Raw genomic sequence first — 21,418 nt, forward strand, 5'->3', positions numbered from 1 at the left:
ATGACCACCGAATCCGTCTTCACCGGCTTGAAGGTCCTCGACGCGTCGAGCTTCATCGCGGGACCGGCCTCGGCCACCGTACTCTCCGACTTCGGAGCGGACGTCATCAAGATCGAGCCACCGGACAAGGGGGACCCCCAGCGGCGGCTCAGCTCCGTGCCGCCCAGCCCCCGGGCCGAGGCCAACTACAGCTGGCACCTCGCCAACCGCAACAAGCGGGGCATGGTGCTCGACCTGAAGTCCCCGGCGGCCACCGAGGTTCTCAAGCGGCTCGTCCAGTGGGCCGACGTGGTGATCACCAACTTCCCGCACGGCACGCGCGAGAAGCTGCACCTCGGCTACGAGGAGGTCTCGGGCTGGAACCCGAGAGTCGTCTACGCCGACATCACCGGCTTCGGGGATGCCGGTCCCGACGCCGGGCTGCCCGGCTTCGACCTCACCGCCGCCTGGTCGCGCAGCGGGCTGCTGGCCTCCACCCGGGACGCGGGAGCACCGCCGACGGTGCCGGTCTGGGGCAGCGGCGACTACATGTCGGCGATCGCGATCTACGCCGCGATCGTGACCGCCCTGTACCGCCGCGAGCGGACGGGACAAGGGGCCAGTGTCGGGACGTCGCTGCTCGCCGCAGGCGTATGGGCGACGGGAACACTCGTGGCCGGCGCGCTCGCCGGCGGTACCCCGTTCGAGCTGCACGACCGGAAGGCACCGGCGAACCCCCTGATCAATCCCTACCGAACCGCGGACGACGAGTGGTTCATGCTGGTCGCCTCACCCCCGCACTGGCCGGGACTCACGCGGGCCATCGGGCATCCCGAGCTCCTCGAGGACCCCCGTTTCGCCAGCATCGAGGGCTTCGTCAAGAACTCCGCCGCGCTGACGGAACTGCTCGACGCCGAGTTCCGCTCACGCCCGTTCGCCCACTGGAAGGACGCCCTGACCCGGGAACGCGTCACCTACAGCCTTATCCAGACGCCCGAGCAGGCAGCACAGGACCCGCAGCTGCGCGCGAACGACATCGTCGTGCCGCTGGCAGGGGTCAGCGGGCTGGAGTACACCATCAACAGCCCGGTCACCGTGCGAGGCGTCGAGAAAGTCCCGGCGAAGCGGGCCCCGGACCTGGGTGAGCACAACGACGGAATCCTCGCCGAGCTGGGATTCGGCCCTGCCGACATCGCCGAACTGCGCGCCCAGGGAGCGATTCCCGGCTCGACGCAAGCGCAGGCGCCGCAATGAGCACGGCGCCCGAAGCGGCGGCCTTGGTGCTGCACGAGCGCCGCGGCGGCGTGCTGACCCTCACCATCAACCGTCCGGCACAGAAGAACGCCGTCGACCACGAGGTCGCGGTACAACTCGCGGCGGCCGTGGATCTGCTCGACGCGGACCCGGAACTCTCGGTCGGCGTTCTCACGGGCGGCGGCGGGGTGTTCAGCGCCGGCATGGACCTGAAAGCCTTCACCAAGGGGGAGCTGCCGGTGCTCCCCGGCCGGGGATTCGGCGGGCTCACCCGCGCGGCGGTGCGCAAGCCGCTGATCGCCGCGGTCGAGGGCTGGGCGCTCGGCGGCGGCTTCGAGATGGTGCTCGCCTGCGATCTGATCGTCGCCGCGGAGGACGCCCGGTTCGGGCTTCCCGAGACAACCCGTGGTCTCGTGGCGGCAGAGGGCGGACTGGTCCGGCTGCCGCGCCGCCTTCCGTACCACGTCGCCGCGCGCGTACTGCTCACCGGCGAGCCGCTGACCGCCGCGGAAGCCAAGCAGTACGGGCTCGTCAACGAACTGACCCCACCCGGCAGCGCGTTGGCTGTGGCCCGGGAACTGGCGGGGCGCGTCGCGGGGAACGCACCGCTGGCGCTCGCAGCCGTCAAGGAGGTCCTGCGCGAAACCCAGGGCCTGAACGAGAGCGACGCGTTCACACGCCAGGACGAGATCACCAGCGGGCTGGCCACCAGCGAGGACGCCAGGGAAGGCGCACGGGCGTTCGCCGAGAAGCGCGCACCCGTCTGGCACGGCCGTTGATGCCGGTCACGTCAGCCCCCTACCGCCCGTGTCCGATTCCCTCAGGAACGGTGAGCCAGTCATGAATGAGCACAGGCCTGTCCAGCGCGTGGCGATCGTCGGGACCGGCACGATCGGTGCGAGCTGGGCGACGCACTATCTCGCGCGCGGCTTCGACGTCACGGCGACCGATCCCGCCCCCACCGCGGAGACGGCTCTGCGGTCGTACGTGGAGGCGGCCTGGGACGCGGCCGCCTCGATCGGGCTCGCGCCCGGGGCTTCGCCCGACCGGCTGAGCTTCACCGCCGACCTGCGTCAGGCCGTCGCGGACGCCGACTTCGTCCAGGAGAACGCACCAGAGCGGCCGGAGCTCAAGGTGAAGCTGTTCGCCGACATCGACGAGGCCACGCCGCCGGACGCGATTCTCGCGTCGAGTTCATCGGGCATCACGATGAGCGTCATCCAGGCCGAGTGCCGGCGCCCGGAGCGGACCGTCATCGGGCATCCCTTCAACCCGCCGCACATCATCCCTCTGGTCGAGGTCGTCGGCGGCACGAGGACCGCTCCCGAGACGATCCAGGACGTCATGACGTTCTACGCCGCGATCGGCAAGAAGCCGGTCCACCTCAAGAAGGAACTTCCCGGGCACGTCGCCAACCGCATCCAGGTCGCCCTGTACCGCGAGGTGGTGTACCTGGTCCAGGAGGGCGTGCTCGACGTGGCCGACTCCGACGACGCGGTGTCCTGGGGCCCGGGGCTCAGATGGGGTGTCATGGGACCCCATCTGCTGTGGCATCTGGGCGGAGGCGAGGGCGGCATCCAGCACTTCATGGAGACGCTCATGCCGCGGATGGTGGCGTCCTGGCAGGACCTGGGCACCCCGGAGTTCACACCCGAGCTCCAGCAGACGATCGTGGCCGGAGTCCTCGATGAGGCGGGCGGCCACTCGGTCGACGAGCTGGCCGACCGGCGCGACGCGATGCTCTCGGCCCTGCTGGCCGTGCGCACCCGGCATGACTCCTCCGCCCCGGGGTCCACAGCCGACCCCGTGACAGAGGAGGGGGCATGACGCAGCGGCAGGAAAGGCTGTTCGTACTCGAAGCCAGCGGTGGCGGCCGGCTGTTCTGCGTGCATCCCGACGGCTCGGGCAAGACGGTCCTCGTCACCGGGTGCAGGATTCCTGACGGGGTGGCGGTCGATGTGGCGGCCGGGCACGTCTACTGGACGAACATGGGTGTGCCGGAGGAGAACGACGGCTCGATCGAGCGTGTGGACCTGGACGGAGGCAACCGGACGACGATCGTGCCGAGCGGCGTCACGCACACCCCGAAGCAGCTCCACTTCGAGGCCGTGGGCCGGAAGCTGTACTGGGGTGATCGTGAGGGCATGCGCGTGATGCGCTGCGAACTCGACGGCTCGAACGTCGAGACACTCGTGCAGACGGGACAGGGAGCCGACGACCGCCAGGACGAGAGAAGGTGGTGCGTGGGAGTCGCCGTCGACCCGGCCGGCGGACATCTCTACTGGTCCCAGAAGGGCCCGAGCGACGCGGGGGAGGGGAAGATCCTGCGGGCCGGAATCGACCTTCCCGAGGGGCAGAGCGCGGCCGAACGCAGCGACATCGAAGTGCTCTTCGAAGGGCTGCCGGAGCCGATCGACCTCGAACTCGATCACGCGCAGCGCCTGTTGTACTGGACGGACCGCGGCGACCCGCCCCGGGGCAACACAGTGAACCGCGCACCCATGCACCCGCGGAACGCAGTACGTTCGCCCGAGATCCTCCTCACCCACCTGATGGAAGGCATCGGCATCACCCTCGACCCGGACGGCGGCCGTATGTACGTGACCGACCTGGGCGGCAGCATCTACACCGCCGGCCTCGACGGATCGGACCGCAAGGAGATCCTCGTCGCACAGGGCAACCTCACCGGAATCGCCCATGCCGTGCTGGTGACCGGGAAAGGCGTATGACCAAGTGCGTACGTCACACTCCCATTTGGTTCAACATTAAATTACACTGAGGGGTGTCGCGAAATTCAAGGAGTCCTTGTGGAGAGCATTGAATCGGCCGGCGTTGACGCGCAGCACTCTGTGCGCGTCTTCAGTAGTGCGGCACGGTGGCTGACCGAGCAGGTCGGACAGGAAATTCGACGTGAGACCGGCATGTGGCAGATCCACTATGAGATGCTCTCTTGGCTGGCGGAAGCCCCTGAGGGGCAACTGGGCCTGACCAAGTTGGCCCGGCGGATGGGCATATCGACCAGCAGACTCTCCCATCTGGTGGACCGCACACGGGAGCACGGCTGGGTGGTGCGGGTACCGGATCCCGTCAGCCGCCGCATCGTCCTGGCGCGGTTGACCGGTGCGGGAAGAGATGCCTTGCGGGCCGCAGCTCCCCTCCAGCTCGCCTGCGTGCGCTCTCATTTCCTCGACCGTTTGACGCCTGCCCAGGTTGAGCAATTGCGTGAGATCAGTGAGGCACTTATCGGGCCGGTGGACCACCATGACGAAGGCGTCGGTGCGGATTCGGAATACTCGGAACGGTCAGCCTGACGTCGCCTTCCTCCACCGCAACTCCGTAATTGCGCTTCACTCATGAGGAAGTGCATTCGCAGACGACGTTTCTGTCCTCGGACGTTCCGCGTGCCGACGTCACTTCCCGGGATCGTCATTGGCGTCGCGCACCGCGCGCATGGCATCGGCGAGCTTGCCCAACCCGTCGCGGCCGAGAGGGGCGAGGACTCGGTCGCGCAGTATCCCCGTAACGGCCTCGGAGACGGCCCGGGCCGTGTCCTTGCCCAGGTCCGTCAGTTCGAGGTAGATGAGGCGCCGGTCTTCCTCACAGGTCATACGCCGAGTCAGACCGGCCGCACAGAGCCGGTCGGCAAGCTTGGTGAACCCGCCACTGGACATGCGTGTCTCGTGTGCCAGGCGTGTCATCGGCATCCGGTTCTTGGGCGCGGTGAGCAAGCGCACCAGAACCTCGGCGGCGCCATGGCGGAGGTTGAAGCGCTCGGCCAGTTCGCTCGCGAGAGAGTCCTGCGTGGCCTGGAAGCCCTGCATCACCAACATCCACCCGTCGAGCAGCTCACGGTCGATGCTCTCGCCGCCACTACGGACGTCGCCATTGGCGGAGGGCGGCGTGGGCTCCGCCCTCCGCCGCCCTCTCGTCTCTCTCTCCATGCCAGTCTCAACGCGCCGGCGGCGCAGATGTTCCTGATGACTCAGACGGGCAGGCCCGGCCGTGCCAGGACGGCGCGGGTCGTCAGCCCGCTGAGAATGCCGAGGCCGACGGCCGAGGCCGCCCACCAGGGGGCCCAGGGAAGCAGGCCGATGGCCTGGTCGACCGACCAGCGGCCGGGCCCGGTGAGCGTCAGCACGGCCGGCAGGACGGTCAGGACGAGCGGGTACTCGTACCCGTCGTGCTGCACCCAGAGCCCGTTGCGCCACTTCACCGTGGCCGCGACCGTCATGACTCCCGCCGAGATGGTGGCCGCCAAAGGGGTGAGCGCTCCCGCGCTGAGCAGCAGACCTGCGGTGATCTGTCCCAGGCCCGCGGCGGCCGCAGTGAGCCGGCCGCCACGGAACCCGTCCGCTCGGAACTCCGCAGCTCCACCCTCGATCCCGTGACCTCCCAGGCGGTGGCTGACCTTCTGGATCCCATGCCCGGCGAACAGCAGGCCGACGACCAGCCTCAGGATGAGCAGTCCGGTGTTCATCACACTCTCCTCGTGCGTGGTGGGTGGTGCGGTAGAGGTCGGTTGCGGTGCCTCAGAGCACGAAGCAGGTGTCGAAGATCTCGGTCGGAGCCTCCGGCGCGAAGCCGCGCTGGGCGCGCCAGTGCCGGTGCTGCTCGGACTCGGCGACGGCCTGGCCGAGCAGCTCCGCCTGTCGCGCGCCCGAGATGCTGGGCTTGACGGTGGCCTGGTAGCCCCCGTAGTGGGCGACCGGACTCCAAGCCGGGCTGATCGCCGGTATCGCCTCGTCCAGACCTTCGTACTCGCCTGCGGCGTACACAATGCGTCCGCCGGTGACGGTCAGGAGGGACTCGATGTGCGGGATGTCCTGCTCCGGGACGGTGAAGAAGTCGTCGGAGAGGACGGCGAGGTCGCCGTAGAAGCCGGGCTTGAGGATGCCCTTGACGTCCTGCTCACCGGTGAGTTTGGCGCCGGCCTGGGTGTACATGGTCAGTGCCGTCTCCCGGCTGACGCGGTTCTCCGGCGGGTAGATCGTCAGGTCGCCGATGGTCCGGCCGGAGACGAGCCAGTGCAGCGCGACCCACGGGTTGTAGGAGGACACCCGGGTGGCGTCCGTGCCGGCGCCGACGGTCAGGCCGCGCTCCAGCATGGCGCGCACCGGGGGTGCGGCTGCAGCGGCAGCGGCGCCGTAGCGGCGTACGAACGCCTCGCCCTGGAAGGACATGCGGTTCTGGACCGACATGGCGCCGCCCAGTGCCGCGACGCGGTCCAGGCTCTCGCCCGAGACGGTCTCCGCGTGGTCGAACAGCCAGCGGTTGCCGGCGGGGAAGAGGCCCTCGGCGGCGAGCTTCTCGAAGACCGCGAGGTCGCGGCGGATCGTCTCGTCGTAGGTGGCGTGCAGCCGGAAGCCCCAGCCGTTCTCCATCAGCAGCCGTACGGCCTTCTCGAAGTCGCCCTCGTAGCCCGCGGCCAGCTCGGGCCTGGGCTCGGTGAAGTTCTCGAAGTCGGCAGCCGACCAAGTCAGGTTCTCTCCGGCGCCGTTGAGCCGGAGCCATGCGTCGCCGTCTCCGGGCTTGACCATGTCGATCCAGCGCTTGAGGTCGTCGATCTCCTGTCCCGGGGTCTGCGGGAAGAGGTGGTAGGCGATGCGCAGCGACAGCTGGCCGGCCTTGGCGAGGTCGATGACGGTGCCGTAGTTGTCGGGGAAGTTCTGGAAGCCGCCGGCCGCGTCGATGGCCGAGGTGAGACCGAATCGGTTCAGCTCGCGCAGGAAGTGGCGGGTGGAGGTCTTCAGGTCCTCGCCCTGCAGGGTCGGTGCCGCGGCGAGGGTGGAGTACAGGATCAGCGCGCTGGGGGCGGCCAGGAGCATGCCGGTCGGCTCCCCGTCACGGCCGCGCACGAGCTGGCCGCCCTTGGGGTCGGGTGTGGCCTTGGTGTATCCCGCCGCCTTCAGCGCCGCACGGTTCATCAGGGCGGACTGGTACAGGTGCAGCACGAACACCGGTGTGTCCGGAGCGGCCGCGTTCAGCTCGGCCAGGGTCGGCAGGCGCTTCTCGGCGAACTGGTCCGCCGACCATCCGCCGACCACCCTGACCCACTGCCCCTTGGGGGTGCGGGCGGCCTGCTCGCGCAGCATCGCCAGTGCCTGACGCAGCGTCGGTACGCCGTCCCAGCGCAGTTCAAGGACGTAGTTCAGGCCGCCGCGGATCACGTGCAGGTGGGAGTCGTTGAGGCCGGGCACGACCCGGTGGCCCAGCGCGTCGACCACTCGGGTCCGGCCGCTGATCAGTCGGGCGACGTCGTTGTCGTCACCGACCACGGTGACCTTGCCGTCCTTGATGGCGACGGCGCTGGCCTGGGGGTTTGTCGGGTCGCCGGTGTAGAGCTTGGCGTTGCGGATCACGAGGTCGGCGACGTGGTCGTCGCTGACCGGGGGGAGGCCAGCCACGGGCATAGTGGCCATGGAAATCATCTCCAATGAGCAAGCCCAAAAAATGGGGGGTGTGGGGGGTGAAGCGGCTACCGGGGCCGCAGTGAGGGGGACTGGCAGGCGGGCTTGAGTCAGCCCGCGGACGGGCCGCGTGGTACGGCCAGGACGGCGGCAGCGGTACCGAATGTGCTTGCCAGCAGAGGCCAGCCGAGCCCCGTGTGCTGCACGAGCAGGGCTCCGCCGAACGCGCCTACCAGCATCGCCAGCACCGAGGCCAGCCGACGGCCGGCACGCGGATTGGTACCGCCTGCCGGAGTCGAGTCGGATGCCAGTCCGGTCAGCGTCAGGGTCAGCACCGTCGTGGTCACATCCGGAACGGCGAGTTTGCGAACCGTCCCGTTGCGCAGGCCCATGGCCAGTGCGATCAGGGCGATGAGCGCATGGAGCGCATGGCTCGCGACAAAGGCGACCGTGGTGGCCGTGGCCAGCAGCACCGTTTCCAGCAGCAGGATGCAGCGCAGCCGGCTCGGCGACGTCCAGTGACCCATCACGGTTGCCAGACGGCCGGCCGCCCCCGCCCCGAGAAGGAAGGCGGCCAGCGACACCAGCGAGCCGAGCACCGAGAAGCCGGGGACGCCGGCGGCGGCGAAGCCGATGATGACCACGTTGCCGGTCATGTTCGCGGTGAAGACATGGCCCAGCCCCAGATAGCTGACCGCGTCGATGAGCCCGCTCACCGCCGTCACGGTCATCAGGGCCGGCAGCAGCGGCTCACGACCGCCCGACGCGCCGGGCGCCGAGGAATGATTGAGGTTCACTGTCGTTTCCTTGGGTCACGGCCCATGCCGGGTTCGGATTGCTCGCGCACGCGAACGTGGGCCGTCCATGGGCCGGCCGCTAGGTGGCAGGCCCGCTGCTTCTGGGACGCGGGATGACCTCTGCGCCGCTGCATCCCCGGACGGCGGGTACTTCGAGGTCTTTGGCTGCGGGCCGGTGCCGGCCCAGGGGCGGGGCGCCCTCGGGCCGGCGACCCGGTGGATCAGCCCGCGGCGTGGGCGCCGATGACGGACTGGGCGTAGACGACGCCGAGACCGTAGGCGCCGCCGTGCTCCTTGACGATCTCCATGACAGGGAGGTACGTCTCGGCACGGGCCCAGTCGCGCTGCAGCTCGAGCAGGACCTGGATCCAAGTCACCGGCACGGCACCGGCATTGACCATCCGCTCGATGGCGTGCTCGTGAGCCTGCGGGGTGACACCGCCGGAGGCGTCGGCCACGACGTACACCTCGTAGCCCTGCCCGAGCGCGGACAGCACGGGGAGAACGATGCACACCTCGGTCCACAGGCCCGAGATGACGATCTTCCGGCGGCCGGTGGCCTTGATCGCCTCGACGACCGCGTTGTCCTCCCAGGCGTTCATCGTGGTGCGGTCGATGATCTCCTGACCGGGGAAGACCTCGGCCAGCTGAGGCAGGAGCGGGCCGGAGAAGGACTCGGCGGCCACGGTGGTCAGCACCGTCGGCACACCGAACGCCTTGGCCGCCTTCGCCAGGCCCACGGTGGCATTGACGATCGCGGTGCGGTCGCCGCTGGCGGTCCCGAAGAACATCTGCGGCTGGTGGTCGACGAACAGCATCACCGAGTTCTCAGGGGTCAGCAGATCCGGGCTGGGGGCGGCCTTGACATTGGCGATGTTGAACATGATGGGTTCCTCTTGTTCTGAAAGGAGCAGGGACACGCGTCCTGCGTGCCTGCCGGAGGGCCGGCCGAAGAAGCGGCCGATCCGCGCGAGCAGTCCCTGCGGTCGGTTCTCGGATGCCGGCATTGCGGCCTCCTCGGGTGTCTCGTGAGGACGGGATCCGTCCCCGGGTGGGACGCCCATGTCAATCAATCTTCCAAGCCAGATATTTCTGCGCAAGAGGTTGAATGGTGAACTAGTGAGGTGAGGTGTCTCACGTCGCCCACATGCGCTCCCGGGTGTCTCGCTGTGTGACACGTGCGCAGACCGCGGCCGCGTGGGCGCTCGAGGTGCTCGGGATCTGTATGTGTGGATTCCCGGGCCCCCTGGCGTCGCGAGCTGTCGGTCGCGGCAATCGGCCCAGCCGTGTCGCTGTGTCGGCACGCCTGCCCTCCCCTTTGACCGGGGCTGCATCAACCGATGGCGTTCCTGCCGCGTGTGCCCGGCTGCTGCGCCGCCGATCGGAGGACCGCATCGAGCCCGCCGATCATGCCGACGAGTGCCGGGCTGGGTGTGGCGGCGACGATGGTCGGCCTCCTCCGGCTCGCGGGCCTGGCTTTCGTTCTGGGCCGGCCGTGCGGCGGTCCATGTCGCCGGCGCGACAGGCTCGACGATGGCCCCACCGACCCTGGTGGCCGGGGTCCGGATCCTTGCCGCGTTCACCGAGGGCATCGAGGACCGGCCGGACGCCGCCTTCGGGAACATCAAGGTGGATGTGCCGACTTTCTACGCTCCCGGCCTCCGGCCCACCGGCTTCGTCGAGGTCGTCAAGAACTCCGACTGTCCGGAATGACTGGCCGCGGCCAGGCATTGAGTAGTAGGACTCTATTGACTTGAGTCACTCCAGAACTAGGATTGGATACATAAAAGATTCTGGATGAAGCGTGCAAACGACTCCGACGGCGAGTTTGTGCACTCTGGAGGCAGTGATGGTCAGGAATCGATCGATGCCGACCGGCGCCGGACACCCAGACGCCCGCCATGCCCCGACAGCAGACGGGGATCGAGCAGAACAGGAGCCGATGGCCCGAGCTGCCACGCGTCTGCGCGACGCGCAGCTTCGGGTGACTGCGCAGCGCATGGCCGTACTCGCCGCTGTCGAGGAGCTGCCCGGGCATCCCGAGGTCGAAGCCATTCGGGCCCGGGCGCAGCAGGTGACGGGTCAACTGTCGCTGCAAGCCACGTACAACGTCCTTCGTGTGCTGACGGAGGCGGGTATGATCCGCTGCACCCAGATCGCGGGCCTGCCGGCACGGTACGAACCCGAACGCAACGACAATCACCACCACTTCGTGTGCCGCCTCTGCGGCGACATCATCGATGTGGAATGCGTGGTCGGTGCGGCACCCTGCCTTGAGAGCAACCTGCCCGCTTCCTACCGGGTCGACGAAGCTGCAGTCACCTTCTGGGGTACCTGCGAGCGCTGCGCCGCCCAGCGGCGCTGATCGCCTCGCCGACACATGACCCAGGCGTCGCATGTCCACGAGATGCGGCGACGCCTGGGCCTCCTCTCCAAGCCGCGCTTGCGGGCGGCGAATCCTGAACGTCGACGGTCGACCGGATCCCGCCTCGTCGGCTGCGGCTCCCGCTGTCCCACGCCGCCCCGCGCGACTGCCGGACCCCGTCGCTTCCTGGCGCGGACTCGCAGCGATACCTACGCCCCATGCCGGACTCCCCATGGCGGAGCGACGTCCAAACGTCGCTCCGCCATGGCGTAGGCCTGGAGCTGCGCGCTTTTGGCACCGGTCAGTGCTGGTTTCGTGCACGGCGTTGCATCGCGGCACGTCGTCTTCATGGTGCGTCCCGGGGGCAATTCCAGTACCTTGTCAAGTTCTTAAACTGTTTCCATTGTCTGGAGTCACTCCACAAAGTAGAGTGGAGCTCAAGAAGATCCGGAACCCCAGCACCGCAGAGTTCAGCGGTAGAGGAGGAACGGACCCCAGCAGCACCACTGCGCGGTCACACATCCACCAGCGGCGCATCGACGGCGTTCATGAGGTGGGTTCGCGCTCGGCGCCTCGCGAACCGGTGTCCAATCAACACAGGACGATCATCGTGGTTACCTGCATCCGCCCAGGGTCGGAGAGTCCCGCCCTCGGCACCAGCACAGACGTCTTCCAGACCGCAGACAGGCTCGCTCATGCCGCGGTGGCCGAACTGGCCGACTTCGTCGCCATCGAGGTGTCGGAGCCGATACTGCACGGCTACGTGTCCATACCCCGCCCTCTGCCCAGCGGCACACTGTTTCGACGTGCTGCCTTCCAGTCCAAGCCGGGAACCGACGTCAGGCCCGCGTACGCGGTGGGTGACGTGTCCCGGATCCCGCGTGCGACCCCCTACCGGCAGGCCCTCGTCGATCTGCGCCCTCGCCTCATCGCCCACCTGGTCCGCGACGGGCGGTGGCCGGTGCATGATCCTGCACGCGCACACTGCATCCGGGAGGCACGGGCCCACTCCGCCATGGTGATCCCCCTGATCGTCGGGGACGCCGTTCTCGGCCTGGTGGGCCTGTATCGGCGGGCGGAGTCCGCTCCCTTCGACGTGGACGACCTCCAGGCGGCCGTCAGGTTCGCGGACCGGGCCGCGCAGTGTCTGGACGCGGTCCGTGGCCGGATCCAGGGACGTGTCCATGCCCAGCTCCTGCAGCGAAAGCTGCTTCCTGAGGCGCTTCCGTCCTTCGGAGCGATCGAGGCTGCGGAAGGGGAGCTTCCGGTGGAGGGCTCAGGAGGCGAGTGGTTCGACATCATCCCGCTGTCCGGTGCACGCGTGGCCCTGGTGGTGGGAGCCGCACGAGGTCAGGGCGTCGATGCCGCGGTCGGCATGAGCCAGTTGAGAGCGATGATCATCACGCTGGCCATGGAGGACCTGGCGCCGGACGAGATACTCGCGCGCCTGGAGGACATGGCGACCCGCCTGGGGGAGCACCTGATGTCGGGCCGGCTCCCGTCCGATGTGAAGTATGCAGGCGCCAGTTGCCTCTTGGTGGTGTACGACCCCGTCACCGGGCGCTGCACCTCGTCCCGGGCCGGCGGTTCGCAGCTGGTGATCATCCACCCCGACGGTGTTGTCGGCGCGCCGGGCCTGCCCTCCCATCCGGCTCTGGGTACCGATGGGCATCCTTACGAGAGCGCCGAGGTCGACGTACCCCCAGGTACCGTCCTGCTCCTCAAGAGCGGTGGCATCGACGATGCCCACCCCGACGGCGACGCGGCCACGGAACACCTCCATGAGGTGGTGAACCGGTCCGGCCTCGACGTGCGGAAGATCATCGAGAGCACCCGTCGCGATGTGGACCCGGGCCATGAGCCGGCCCTGCTCGTGGCCCGTGCACAGGCCTTGGACGCGAAGAACGTCGCAAGTCTGGCCGTACCGTCCGACCCTGCGGCCGTCGCCGCTGCCCGCGCCTGGACCCGCCGGCAGTTGGCGACATGGACGCTCGACGAACTCGCTTCCACCACCGCCTTGATCGTCAGTGAACTCGTGGCCAATGCCCTCCGCTACGCGACCGGGCCGACAGAACTGCGCCTGATCAACGACGGTCACACACTCATCTGCGAAGTCTCCGACACCAACGGTGCCGTTCCCCGTCTGCACAAGGCCCGCCCGAGCGACGAGGGCGGTCGCGGCCTGTCCATCGTCTCCGAGCTCACACAGCACCAAGGGACGCGCCTCACCGCTCGCGGCAAGACCGTGTGGACCCAACAGTCCCACTCGACGTGAGGAGCTGAAGCCATGGGTGTACAGGCCGAAAGGCCCATCCCGTCCCGCTGGAACAAACTCCCATCGCTCGCCCGGGTGATCATCCCGAAACGACTTCCTGGGCGAATGCGGGAGAGGAGCGGCGCCTGTGAGTCCATGCTCGTCGCCCCTCTGCTGGTGATCGCGCTGGACACGACCGCGGATCTACTCACACCCAACCTGCAGTTCAACCGGTTGCTCGGCGTGGCGCCGGCGCTGGCCGCCGCCATGTGGCCCGTGGCCGGCACGCTGGTCATCGGACTGCTGGCCCTGATAGCCGGCATCGCCCTCGCCGCCACCCACCACGATCTCGGTCAGACACCCAGTGTGTTCACCGTCGTGGCGATCACGGCCATCACACTGGCCGCTGCATACGCCAGTCGGGTACGGCAGCACCGGGAGCGCACCCTCGCTGCGGTCCGCAGCGTGGCGGAAACCGCACAGCACGCACTGCGGCCCCCGATCCCACGCCACCTCGGGCACGTCGACATCGAGACCATCTACCAGGCCGCTGCCGCGCATGCCCGCATCGGCGGCGACTTCTACGAGGCGCGCCGGACCCCGCACGGCGTACGGCTGATCATCGGCGATGTGCGCGGCAAGGGACTTCCCGCCGTCGAAGCCGCATCCACGATGCTCAACTCCTTCCGGGCGCACGTGCGGGACGCGCCCGATCTGCCGTATCTGGCACACATGTTGGAAGCAAGCATGCACGAACACGTCGAAGAAGCCCTGCCCGAGGACGCGCTCGAGCGCTTCGTCACCATCGTGCTCGCCGAGATCCCCGCAGACGAGCCCATCGCCCGCCTCGTCAACTGCGGACACCCACCGCCGCTGCTGCTCCACAACGGCGAGGCGCGCGAGGTGGAACCCAGCGCACCCTCGCCGCCCATCAACATGGCTGCCCTTCTGGGCGACCACTACCAGCTCGACACCATCCCCTTCGGCCTGGGCGACCGCCTGCTGCTCTACACCGACGGCATCAGCGAAAGCCGCGACCTGACCGGCACCTTCTACCCCCTCGCCCAACGCATCCGCAGATGGGCCTCGGCCCCACCCCGCCAACTCCTGCACCACCTCCACCACGACATGAACGCCTACGTTCCCGGCACCCGCGACGACGACGTCGCCGCGCTCGTCGCTCACCGCGTCAGACCGGGCGAACGGCGACATCATCGCCACGTCTGACACGTTCGCACGGGCCCGGCGGCCGCGAAACCAGGCAGATACACCGACACCGCAAAGGACGCGGAAGGCAGAGGGCAGTCATGTCCGATGCCGGTTTCCTCAACGATCCATGCCAGCGGAGGCACAAGGTGACCACACAAGACGGAGGGCGTCCCCTTCTCACCACCGAGACGGGTGCGCCTGTCGCGGACAATCAGAACTCCGAGACGGCCGGCCGCGGCGGGCCGCTGCTCGTCCAGGATCAGCAACTGTTCGAGAAGCTGGCGCGCTTCAACCGTGAGCGCATCCCGGAGCGGATCGTGCACGCGCGCGGCGCCGGTGCGTACGGCACATTCACCGTCACCGCCGACGTGACGACGTACACCCGGGCTGCGTTCCTCTCGGAGATCGGCAAGCAGACCGAGGTGTTCGTCCGCTTCTCGACGGTGGCGGGCAGCCTCGGCTCGGCGGACGCGGTCCGGGACTCGCGCGGCTTCGCGATCAAGTTCTACACCGAGGAGGGCAATTACGACCTCATCGGCAACAAACACCCCGATCTTCTTCATCAAGGACCCGAGCAAATTCGCGGACTTCATCCACACCCAGAAGCGCGGCCCCCACACCGGCTCACAAGAGCCGGACAGCGTATGGGACTTCTGGGGCCTGAGCCCGGAGTCCACCCATCAGGTCACCTGGCTCTTCGGTGACCGCGGCATCCCCGCCTCGTACCGCCACATGAACGGCTACAGCTCGCACACCTACCAGTGGAACAACCCGGCCGGCGAGGCGTTCTGGGTCAAGTACCACTTCAAGACCGACCAGGGCATCAGGAACCTCGACTCCGCCGAGGCCGAGATCCTCGCGGGCAAGGACCCCGACAGTCACCAGCGCGACCTGCCCGAGGCGATCGAGCGCGGCGAGTACCCGAGCTGGACGGTCCAGGTCCAGATCATGCCTGCGGCAGACGCGGCCACCTACCGCTTCAACCCCTTCGACCTCACCAAGGTCTGGCCGCACGAGGACTACCCGCCCATCGAGATCGGCAGGCTGGAGCTCAACCGCAATCCGCGGAACATCTTCGCCGAAGTCGAACAGTCGGCCTTCTCACCCGCGCACTTCGTGCCGGGCATCGGCCCCTCCCCGGACAAAATGCTCCAGGGCCGCCTCTTCGCCTACGGCGACGCCCACCGCTACCGCGTCGGTATCAACGCCGACCAACTGCCGGTGAACCGCCCGCACGCCACCGAGGCTCGAACCTACGGCCGCGACGGGGCCTTGTACGACGGCCGGCACAGCGGCTCGAAGAACTACGAGCCGAACAGCTTCGACGGCCCGGCCCAGACCGACCGGCCGCTGTGGGCCGCCACCGGGGTCTCCGGGCTCACCGGCAACCACGCCGCACCGGCACACGCCCAGGACGACGACTTCGTCCAGGCGGGCAACCTCTACCGACTGATGCCGCAGGAGGGGAAGGAGCGCCTGATCAACAACCTGGCCATCGCCTTGGCCGGCGTCTCCGCCGACCGCGACGACATCGTCGAGCGGGCGATCGACAACTTCCGCCGTGCCGACTCCGACTTCGGCAGCCGCCTGAAAGCGGGCGTGAAGGAACGACGCCGATGAGCCGGCATTCCCTGGCCCACTACCACCGGAATCACCTGAATCCCTCATAGGAGGCAGAAATGACGTGCTACGAGTGCACCCAAGCGGGGCGGGATGATAGCGCCGCCATCGGCATATGTTCCCTTTGCGGTCTGGCCGTGTGCGCCGACCATGCGACGATCACCCCAGCTCCCAGCAAGCGCGTGATCGGCCTCGTCGTCGTGACGCGCCGCCTTGCCTGCACGACATGTTGCGGGACGCAGTCGGCCGCCTGAGAGCCGGCTATCTCCTACGTCGATAACCATCATCTTGGACTATCACTCTCCAATGGGAAACAACGGCCGCGTCCGCGCGTTGGCACGAACGGCGGTGAACGAGCGGTCGCCCCTGCTTCCCCCGCCGACGGAATCCACCGTCAAAGATCGGAGTGCTCTGATGTCAGTGACATCGGCCATGGAGCCGCACGCGAACCCTGTATCCGCCCGACAGGCCCGCCCGCACGAGGAGACACACGCCGCTCGCAGGTACGGCGCAGGGTTCTGGACGGTCGCCGCGGTGTTCGTGACGGCGATGGCGTTCTCCACGGTTCCCACCCCGCTGTATCCCCTCTACCAGGCCCATGACGGGTTCTCGACCTTCACGGTCACCGTCGTGTTCGCCGTCTACGCCATCGGGGTCCTGACCAGCCTGTTGCTCGCCGGGCACGTCTCGGACTGGCTGGGCCGCAAGAAGGTCATGGCTTCGGCGCTGGCACTGGAACTGCTCGCAGCCGCGCTGTTCCTGGCCACGCCGTCTCTGCCCGTGCTGATCGTCGCCCGGCTGGTCACCGGTCTCGGCGTCGGCATGCTGACGGCGACCGCCACCGCGTATCTGCAGGAGTTGCACGGCGCCCACCTGCCCGGCGCCTCGACGCGGCGGTTCGAGATCGTGTCGACCGTCGCCAACATCGGTGGCCTCGGGCTGGGACCCATCACCGCGGGAGCGCTCGCCCAGTACCTGGTCGCGCCGCTCACACTGCCGTATGCGGTCTTCGTCGTGCTGCTGCTGATCGGAGTGGCTGCCATCGCTCTGACCCCCGAGACCGTTCGCAGGCCCGCGGTCAGGCCGGCCTACCGGCCCCAGCGGGTCCGGGGCGCGCACGGCGACCGTGGACATCTCGCCGCCGCCGCGGCCGGATTCACGTCCATGGCCGTGTTCGGGCTCTTCACGTCCGTGGTCCCAGGCTTCCTCGGCGGGGTCCTGCACCAGCCGTCCCGTGCGTTGGCCGGACTGGTCGTATTCGCGGTTTTCGGAGCCGCCGCGGCGGCCCAGACGGGTACCGGCCGGCTCGGCACCCGGACGCGCTGGTACCTCGGGCTGCTCGCCCAGGCGGTGGGCATGACCGTACTCGCAGTCGGCATGCGCCTTGGCAGTCTGCCCGTGTTCCTGCTCGCGGGGATCACCGCCGGAGCCGGTGCCGGTGTGCTGTTCAAGTCCGCCGTCGGACACGTGGCCGCCACCGCCGCCCCGGCTCAGCGCGGCGAAGCCCTCGCCGGCCTGTTCCTCGCCTCGTACCTCGGCCTGGCCCTGCTGCCCGTCGGCCTGGGCGTCGCCAGCCGGTCCATGAGCCTGACCGATGCGACGACGTGGTTCACCGTCGTCGTGCTGGCACTCCTCGCCGCCGTCGCCACACGGACGAGCCGCCACGGTCCCGGCACGGCTGCCGAGACGCCAGGCACGTTGCGACGGCGATCATGAGGGATCACCCGGTGGGTGTCGGCGCCGTGGCCGCTGTCTTCGTCATCGGGCATGTGATCGGCACCAGAACCGGCTGACCGATGAACGGGCCTCCTGCCCCTAAGCATCAGAGACACCGAACGATCAATGACGCACGGAGGACAACCATGCGGAGCACCACACTGGGATCGACCGGCCTGCAGGTCTCCCGTATCGCCCTCGGCACCTGGCAGCTGGGGGGCGACTGGGGCGCCTTCGCCGAGGACGATGCCAAGGCCGCCATCCACCGGGCCCGCGAGCTCGGGGTGAACTTCTTCGACACCGCCCAGGCGTACGGATTCGGTGCCTCGGAGAGACTGCTCGGCGCCGCGCTGCGGGGCGAACTGCGGCGTCGGCGCGACGAGTTGGTGATCGCCACCAAGGGCGGTCTGCGCAGGACCGCTACCGGCATCGCCCGGGATGCGAGTCCCGGGGCGCTGCGCCAGGGTGTCGACGCCAGTCTGACCGCGCTCGGCATCGACCACATCGACCTCTACCAGGTCCACTGGCCCGACCCGAAGGTGCCGTTCGCCGAAACCGCAGGTGCACTGAAGGAACTGGTCAAGGCGGGCAAGATCCGGCATGTCGGCGTCTCCAACTATTCCGCCGAGCAGATGGCCGAGTTCTCCCGCACCCTTCCGGTGGAGACGCTGCAGCCGCCTTACCACCTCTTCCGCCGCGAGATCGAGGACACGGTGCTGCCCTATACCCGGCAGCACGGCATCGGTGTCCTGGTCTACGGGCCCCTCGCGCACGGCTTGCTATCGGGCATCCTCTCCAAGGAGACCGTCTTCCCTGCCGACGACTGGCGGGCGAAGAGCAACGTTTTCCGAGGCGAGACCTATGGGCGCAACCTCGCTGTCGTACGCGAGCTCCAGGAGTTCGCCGCATTCCGCGACATGACGGTGAGTCAACTGGCCGTCGCGTGGACCCTGGCTCAGCCGGGAGTGGATGTGGCGATCGTCGGTACGCGGCGTGCCCACCACATCGAGGACAGCCTCGCGGCGGCAGATCTGTCGTTGGACGAGGCCGACCTGAAGGAGATCGACTCGATGATGGCCGCGGCCGTCCCCGTCGCCGGCCCGTCCCCGGAGGGTGTGTGACGGCTGGGCGGGAGGGGAATGGGCAGACGACGGTCGCTGTCGTGGACGCCGCTGCCATGCGTGCCCCATCGCGCAGAATCTGTCGCATGCCGGGTTCGATGTGCTGGTGTGGGACCGGACCCGGCAGAGAGCCGAGGCGCTGGCTGATGGCGGCGCCTACGTCGACTTTCCTCGGCCGGGGCGGCTCAGGACACCGAATTCCCGATCACTATGCTGACCGGTGGCCCCGTCACCGACACGCGCTGACCACACCGACTACGCCGCCCTGCCCTCTTGGTCCTGATGCCTGAGGCATTGCCGTGCCTGACTCCTGCTCGCCGGACGGAGCTCCAGGCTTGAGGACGACGGAGGTGTAGTGGTTGGCGAAGAAGTACGAATAGGACAGGGCTTCGTCGATGTTGCCGAACTGGTTGCTCATCATGGACATCAGTGCGGTCGTGCGGGTGCCGTCGCCGGCGTAGGCGGTGAACTGCTGGTTGGGTGGCAACCCGGTGGCCCCGATGGTGACTTCGTTGATGCCTGGGAGTTCCCGGATCAGGGCCGTGCCCTGGCCGGAGCTGCCCGATACGCGCAAGGCGAGGATCTGCGTGCGCATGCCCAGTCCTTGTCGGCCCAGGTTGTGTGTGCTGGTTGCTGGCGTACTGCGCGCCACGTACACCAGTGCCATGGGCGACTGGCCGATGTGAAGCGTCTTGATCACCGAGTTCGTGTGTGTGTCGATGACATCGACCGCGTCGGAGTTCTGCAGGGCGATGTAGATCCTGGTGTTGTCGGGGCTCGGCCAGATGCCGTGGGGACCGTGGCCGTTGTTGTGGATGGTCTTCACCAGCGTGGGCGGCGCCCCGTTGCGCGATCGGCGGTAGACCAAGGTCTCGTTCAGCCCGCCCACGGTCTGGTAGGCATAGTCGACGCCGTCAACCGTGACGAAGTTAGGGTGGTTGGTGCGCGGCCCGGTGCGCAGCACCGCCTCCACGCGGTAGGTGGCCGCATTGAGCACGGCGGTGGTCCGGCCGTTGGTGGGCATGCCGAGCCAGATGTCCCGGCCGTCGGGTGAGATGGCCTCGTCGGAAGACCCGCCCGCCTCCGCGGGGATCGCCACGCGCCGGATGATTCGGCGGGAGGCCACATCGATCACGTCCAGCACCAAGGCGCGCAGGTGGTTGACGTAGGCAAATTTGCCGTCGGGGCTGAAAACCACCTTCGACGGCCCGTCCTCGGTGGGAATCCGCTCGACCTCCTTGCCCGCCCGCCAGTCGATCACCGAGATGTAGTTCTGGCCGCGCACCGCCACCCACAGCCGGGTGCCGTCCGGAGAGAAGAACCCCTCGTGCGGGGACCGGCCGACGTACACGGTGCGCACCACCTCGTTGGTCCCGGTGTCGATGACGTGGACGGCGTTGGTGGTCACGTCGATCACGTTGAGCCACTTTCCGTCCCGGGAGAAGCCCAGGCCGTGGACGTCGATCTGTCCGTCGTACATGGCTCCCAGCACGTCCGCGCTGGGGCTCAATCGCGGTTTTCCCAGGGCGATTGTGCCGAGCACCGTATTCGTCGCCGGGTTGATGACACTCACCGTGTTGGAGGCCTGGTCAGCGGTGTACACCCGGTCGTTCCCCGAGATCTGCTGGGCCCCGGGCAGCGCCGGAGACTGTATCGGCGTGCCATGCGCTGAGGGGCTGGCGTTTGACCCAACTATGAGGCCCTGCACCGGATCCAGGGGGGAGGACGCGGATTCCAGCGTCCCGGGCGTCACGCAGGCGGTGATTGACGCGTATACGACCATCGCTATGAACGTGTGGGTGAAGGTTGTTCTCATACCCATGTTCACTCCTTGTGGTCACGCCGCCGGCGGATGACCCGCATGGCAAGCTGCCGTGGCGCTTGAGCCGTGAGGACGGCGCCGCGTGGCGTGAGAGGTTTCGCGGCAGCCTGGTCGCCGTGTTCGGCAATGGCTGCCAGCGAGGGCAATGCTTGTCATCGGGGCGCTGAGGTCACCTTGATGACGCCTGACGCTGGTCACCCGGAGCGCCTCGAGCCATGAAGGAATCTAACGGACAATTTATACATACTCACCTTGGCCGGAGACCTTCACTCGGATGGGTCATCTGTCGGCGAATGGCGAACGACTGCACGACCAATCAGGCTTTCGCGCCGTGTACGCCGAACGGGTTCACGATGGTTCACGACGGGTCGACCGCAGCTGCGATCGCAGGTCAGACGGGGCAGTAGCCCGCGCGGTCGGCGGAGCGGGTTTGGCCGGTGGCCTGTCCGGTCTGTCCTGGAGGCAGCAAATTCGCTACGTCGCCACGACATGTCAGCCACCTACTGGGGCCGTCGTGCGCACCGCTCTCCCGGACGCCCTCGTGGTCGTCGACCACTTCCACGTCGTCCAGCTCGCCAACAAGATGCTCTGCCTGGTGCGGCGCCGCACCAATTCCCAGGACCGCGGGCGGCGCGGACGGGCCACCGATCCTGAGTGGAAGGCCGGACGACGCCTGCTACGCAATCGTAAAGACCGCACCAACGAGCAGTTCGCATGGATGTGGAACCCCTTGTTCGACTAGGGGCAAGATCGGGCAGATGCTCCTGAGCGCATGGATCGCCACGGAGAACCTGCGCACCCTCCTCGCCCCGGCCCGTACCGGCGCCGACAGCCACAAGTCGGCCACACCCGCAGGAAGTTCCTGACCTGGCTC

At 68.2% G+C, this 21,418-nt stretch carries 19 protein-coding genes and 1 pseudogene; 14 read left to right on the forward strand and 6 right to left on the reverse strand.

From position 1 onward, the window contains the following. The 5 genes from ACWDEN_RS07165 to ACWDEN_RS07185 all read left to right on the forward strand — a co-directional run bounded on the left by ACWDEN_RS07165 (position 1) and on the right by ACWDEN_RS07185 (position 4,544). Entirely contained in the window at positions 1–1,233 is a 1,233-nt protein-coding gene (locus ACWDEN_RS07165; protein ID WP_450857760.1) for a CaiB/BaiF CoA transferase family protein, read from the forward strand. After that, positions 1,230–2,012, forward strand: coding sequence for a crotonase/enoyl-CoA hydratase family protein (locus ACWDEN_RS07170; RefSeq protein ID WP_450857762.1), 783 nt, complete (start codon positions 1,230–1,232; stop codon positions 2,010–2,012). The genes ACWDEN_RS07165 and ACWDEN_RS07170 overlap by 4 nt, the downstream gene beginning before the upstream one ends. 61 nt (positions 2,013–2,073) lie before the next feature. After that, positions 2,074–3,060, forward strand: coding sequence for a 3-hydroxyacyl-CoA dehydrogenase NAD-binding domain-containing protein (locus ACWDEN_RS07175; protein WP_450857764.1), 987 nt, complete (start codon positions 2,074–2,076; stop codon positions 3,058–3,060). Then, entirely contained in the window at positions 3,057–3,962 is a 906-nt protein-coding gene (locus ACWDEN_RS07180; RefSeq protein ID WP_450857766.1) for a 3-hydroxyacyl-CoA dehydrogenase, read from the forward strand. Before ACWDEN_RS07175 ends, ACWDEN_RS07180 begins: the two co-directional genes overlap by 4 nt. A gap of 78 nt (positions 3,963–4,040) precedes the next feature. Then, positions 4,041–4,544, forward strand: coding sequence for a MarR family winged helix-turn-helix transcriptional regulator (locus ACWDEN_RS07185; protein ID WP_351605465.1), 504 nt, complete (start codon positions 4,041–4,043; stop codon positions 4,542–4,544). Positions 4,545–4,643: 99 nt separating this feature from the next. Here the strand turns inward: ACWDEN_RS07185 and ACWDEN_RS07190 are convergent, their stop codons facing one another. From ACWDEN_RS07190 to ACWDEN_RS07210, 5 genes are all read right to left on the reverse strand, one after another. Then, positions 4,644–5,174: a MarR family winged helix-turn-helix transcriptional regulator gene (locus ACWDEN_RS07190; RefSeq protein WP_351605468.1), complete on the reverse strand. Its 531-nt coding sequence runs from the start codon at positions 5,172–5,174 to the stop codon at positions 4,644–4,646. Positions 5,175–5,215: 41 nt separating this feature from the next. Further along, positions 5,216–5,710 carry a DoxX family protein gene (locus tag ACWDEN_RS07195; RefSeq protein ID WP_351605471.1) on the reverse strand — a complete coding sequence of 165 codons (495 nt, stop codon included), beginning with the start codon at positions 5,708–5,710 and terminating at the stop codon, positions 5,216–5,218. Between the two features lie 52 nt (positions 5,711–5,762). Continuing rightward, complete coding sequence (locus ACWDEN_RS07200; protein ID WP_450857769.1) at positions 5,763–7,652, reverse strand: amidohydrolase; 1,890 nt, start codon at positions 7,650–7,652, stop codon at positions 5,763–5,765. Positions 7,653–7,750: 98 nt separating this feature from the next. Then, positions 7,751–8,371 (reverse strand): YoaK family protein, encoded by a 621-nt coding sequence (locus ACWDEN_RS07205; protein WP_351605476.1) that lies wholly within the window; start codon positions 8,369–8,371, stop codon positions 7,751–7,753. 287 nt (positions 8,372–8,658) lie between these two features. Continuing rightward, the gene (locus tag ACWDEN_RS07210; protein WP_228626459.1) at positions 8,659–9,321 is read right to left on the reverse strand and encodes a hydrolase; all 663 of its coding nucleotides are present in this window, start codon (positions 9,319–9,321) and stop codon (positions 8,659–8,661) included. Positions 9,322–9,970: 649 nt separating this feature from the next. Here ACWDEN_RS07210 and ACWDEN_RS07215 point away from each other — a divergent pair. The 8 genes and pseudogenes from ACWDEN_RS07215 (at position 9,971) to ACWDEN_RS07250 (ending at position 18,722) form a co-directional block, all read left to right on the forward strand. Continuing rightward, complete coding sequence (locus ACWDEN_RS07215) at positions 9,971–10,150, forward strand: hypothetical protein (protein ID WP_450857771.1); 180 nt, start codon at positions 9,971–9,973, stop codon at positions 10,148–10,150. 229 nt (positions 10,151–10,379) lie between these two features. Further along, on the forward strand, positions 10,380–10,802 hold the full coding sequence (locus ACWDEN_RS07220; protein WP_450857773.1) for a Fur family transcriptional regulator: 423 nt from the start codon (positions 10,380–10,382) through the stop codon (positions 10,800–10,802). 610 nt (positions 10,803–11,412) lie between these two features. Further along, positions 11,413–13,077 (forward strand): ATP-binding SpoIIE family protein phosphatase, encoded by a 1,665-nt coding sequence (locus ACWDEN_RS07225; protein WP_450857775.1) that lies wholly within the window; start codon positions 11,413–11,415, stop codon positions 13,075–13,077. Positions 13,078–13,182: 105 nt separating this feature from the next. Continuing rightward, on the forward strand, positions 13,183–14,283 hold the full coding sequence (locus ACWDEN_RS07230; protein ID WP_450857777.1) for a PP2C family protein-serine/threonine phosphatase: 1,101 nt from the start codon (positions 13,183–13,185) through the stop codon (positions 14,281–14,283). A gap of 80 nt (positions 14,284–14,363) precedes the next feature. Further along, positions 14,364–15,885, forward strand: a pseudogene (locus ACWDEN_RS07235) (catalase). Positions 15,886–15,944: 59 nt separating this feature from the next. After that, a complete protein-coding gene (locus tag ACWDEN_RS07240) occupies positions 15,945–16,139 on the forward strand; it encodes a DUF2180 family protein (protein WP_351605489.1) in 195 nt (64 codons plus the stop codon). Between the two features lie 160 nt (positions 16,140–16,299). Continuing rightward, complete coding sequence (locus tag ACWDEN_RS07245; RefSeq protein ID WP_450857780.1) at positions 16,300–17,601, forward strand: MFS transporter; 1,302 nt, start codon at positions 16,300–16,302, stop codon at positions 17,599–17,601. A 146-nt stretch (positions 17,602–17,747) separates the two neighbouring features. After that, positions 17,748–18,722, forward strand: a complete 975-nt coding sequence (locus ACWDEN_RS07250; RefSeq protein WP_450857782.1) for an aldo/keto reductase — start codon at positions 17,748–17,750, stop codon at positions 18,720–18,722. Between the two features lie 229 nt (positions 18,723–18,951). Here the strand turns inward: ACWDEN_RS07250 and ACWDEN_RS07255 are convergent, their stop codons facing one another. Beyond that, complete coding sequence (locus ACWDEN_RS07255) at positions 18,952–20,538, reverse strand: hypothetical protein (protein ID WP_450857783.1); 1,587 nt, start codon at positions 20,536–20,538, stop codon at positions 18,952–18,954. A gap of 280 nt (positions 20,539–20,818) precedes the next feature. Here ACWDEN_RS07255 and ACWDEN_RS07260 point away from each other — a divergent pair, with 280 nt between their 5' ends. Then, positions 20,819–21,286: a transposase gene (locus ACWDEN_RS07260; RefSeq protein WP_450857785.1), complete on the forward strand. Its 468-nt coding sequence runs from the start codon at positions 20,819–20,821 to the stop codon at positions 21,284–21,286. The last annotated feature ends 132 nt before the right edge of the window (positions 21,287–21,418 follow it).

The sequence above is a fragment of the Streptomyces sp. NPDC001153 genome (genome assembly GCF_053598315.1).

Excerpts from the sequence above, each read along its gene's own strand:
- ACWDEN_RS07175 (WP_450857764.1), top strand. The coding sequence starts at position 2,074 with ATGAATGAGCACAGGCCTGTCCAGCGCGTGGCGATCGTCGGGACCGGC.
- ACWDEN_RS07240 (WP_351605489.1), top strand. The coding sequence starts at position 15,945 with ATGACGTGCTACGAGTGCACCCAAGCGGGGCGGGATGATAGCGCCGCC.
- ACWDEN_RS07190 (WP_351605468.1), bottom strand. The coding sequence starts at position 5,174 with ATGGAGAGAGAGACGAGAGGGCGGCGGAGGGCGGAGCCCACGCCGCCC.
- ACWDEN_RS07195 (WP_351605471.1), bottom strand. The coding sequence starts at position 5,710 with ATGAACACCGGACTGCTCATCCTGAGGCTGGTCGTCGGCCTGCTGTTC.
- ACWDEN_RS07230 (WP_450857777.1), top strand. The coding sequence starts at position 13,183 with ATGCGGGAGAGGAGCGGCGCCTGTGAGTCCATGCTCGTCGCCCCTCTG.
- ACWDEN_RS07180 (WP_450857766.1), top strand. The coding sequence starts at position 3,057 with ATGACGCAGCGGCAGGAAAGGCTGTTCGTACTCGAAGCCAGCGGTGGC.
- ACWDEN_RS07200 (WP_450857769.1), bottom strand. The coding sequence starts at position 7,652 with ATGGCCACTATGCCCGTGGCTGGCCTCCCCCCGGTCAGCGACGACCAC.
- ACWDEN_RS07170 (WP_450857762.1), top strand. The coding sequence starts at position 1,230 with ATGAGCACGGCGCCCGAAGCGGCGGCCTTGGTGCTGCACGAGCGCCGC.
- ACWDEN_RS07205 (WP_351605476.1), bottom strand. The coding sequence starts at position 8,371 with ATGACCGTGACGGCGGTGAGCGGGCTCATCGACGCGGTCAGCTATCTG.
- ACWDEN_RS07215 (WP_450857771.1), top strand. The coding sequence starts at position 9,971 with ATGGCCCCACCGACCCTGGTGGCCGGGGTCCGGATCCTTGCCGCGTTC.
- ACWDEN_RS07210 (WP_228626459.1), bottom strand. The coding sequence starts at position 9,321 with ATGTTCAACATCGCCAATGTCAAGGCCGCCCCCAGCCCGGATCTGCTG.
- ACWDEN_RS07245 (WP_450857780.1), top strand. The coding sequence starts at position 16,300 with ATGTCAGTGACATCGGCCATGGAGCCGCACGCGAACCCTGTATCCGCC.
- ACWDEN_RS07165 (WP_450857760.1), top strand. The coding sequence starts at position 1 with ATGACCACCGAATCCGTCTTCACCGGCTTGAAGGTCCTCGACGCGTCG.
- ACWDEN_RS07260 (WP_450857785.1), top strand. The coding sequence starts at position 20,819 with ATGGGTCATCTGTCGGCGAATGGCGAACGACTGCACGACCAATCAGGC.
- ACWDEN_RS07220 (WP_450857773.1), top strand. The coding sequence starts at position 10,380 with ATGGCCCGAGCTGCCACGCGTCTGCGCGACGCGCAGCTTCGGGTGACT.
- ACWDEN_RS07250 (WP_450857782.1), top strand. The coding sequence starts at position 17,748 with ATGCGGAGCACCACACTGGGATCGACCGGCCTGCAGGTCTCCCGTATC.
- ACWDEN_RS07255 (WP_450857783.1), bottom strand. The coding sequence starts at position 20,538 with ATGAGAACAACCTTCACCCACACGTTCATAGCGATGGTCGTATACGCG.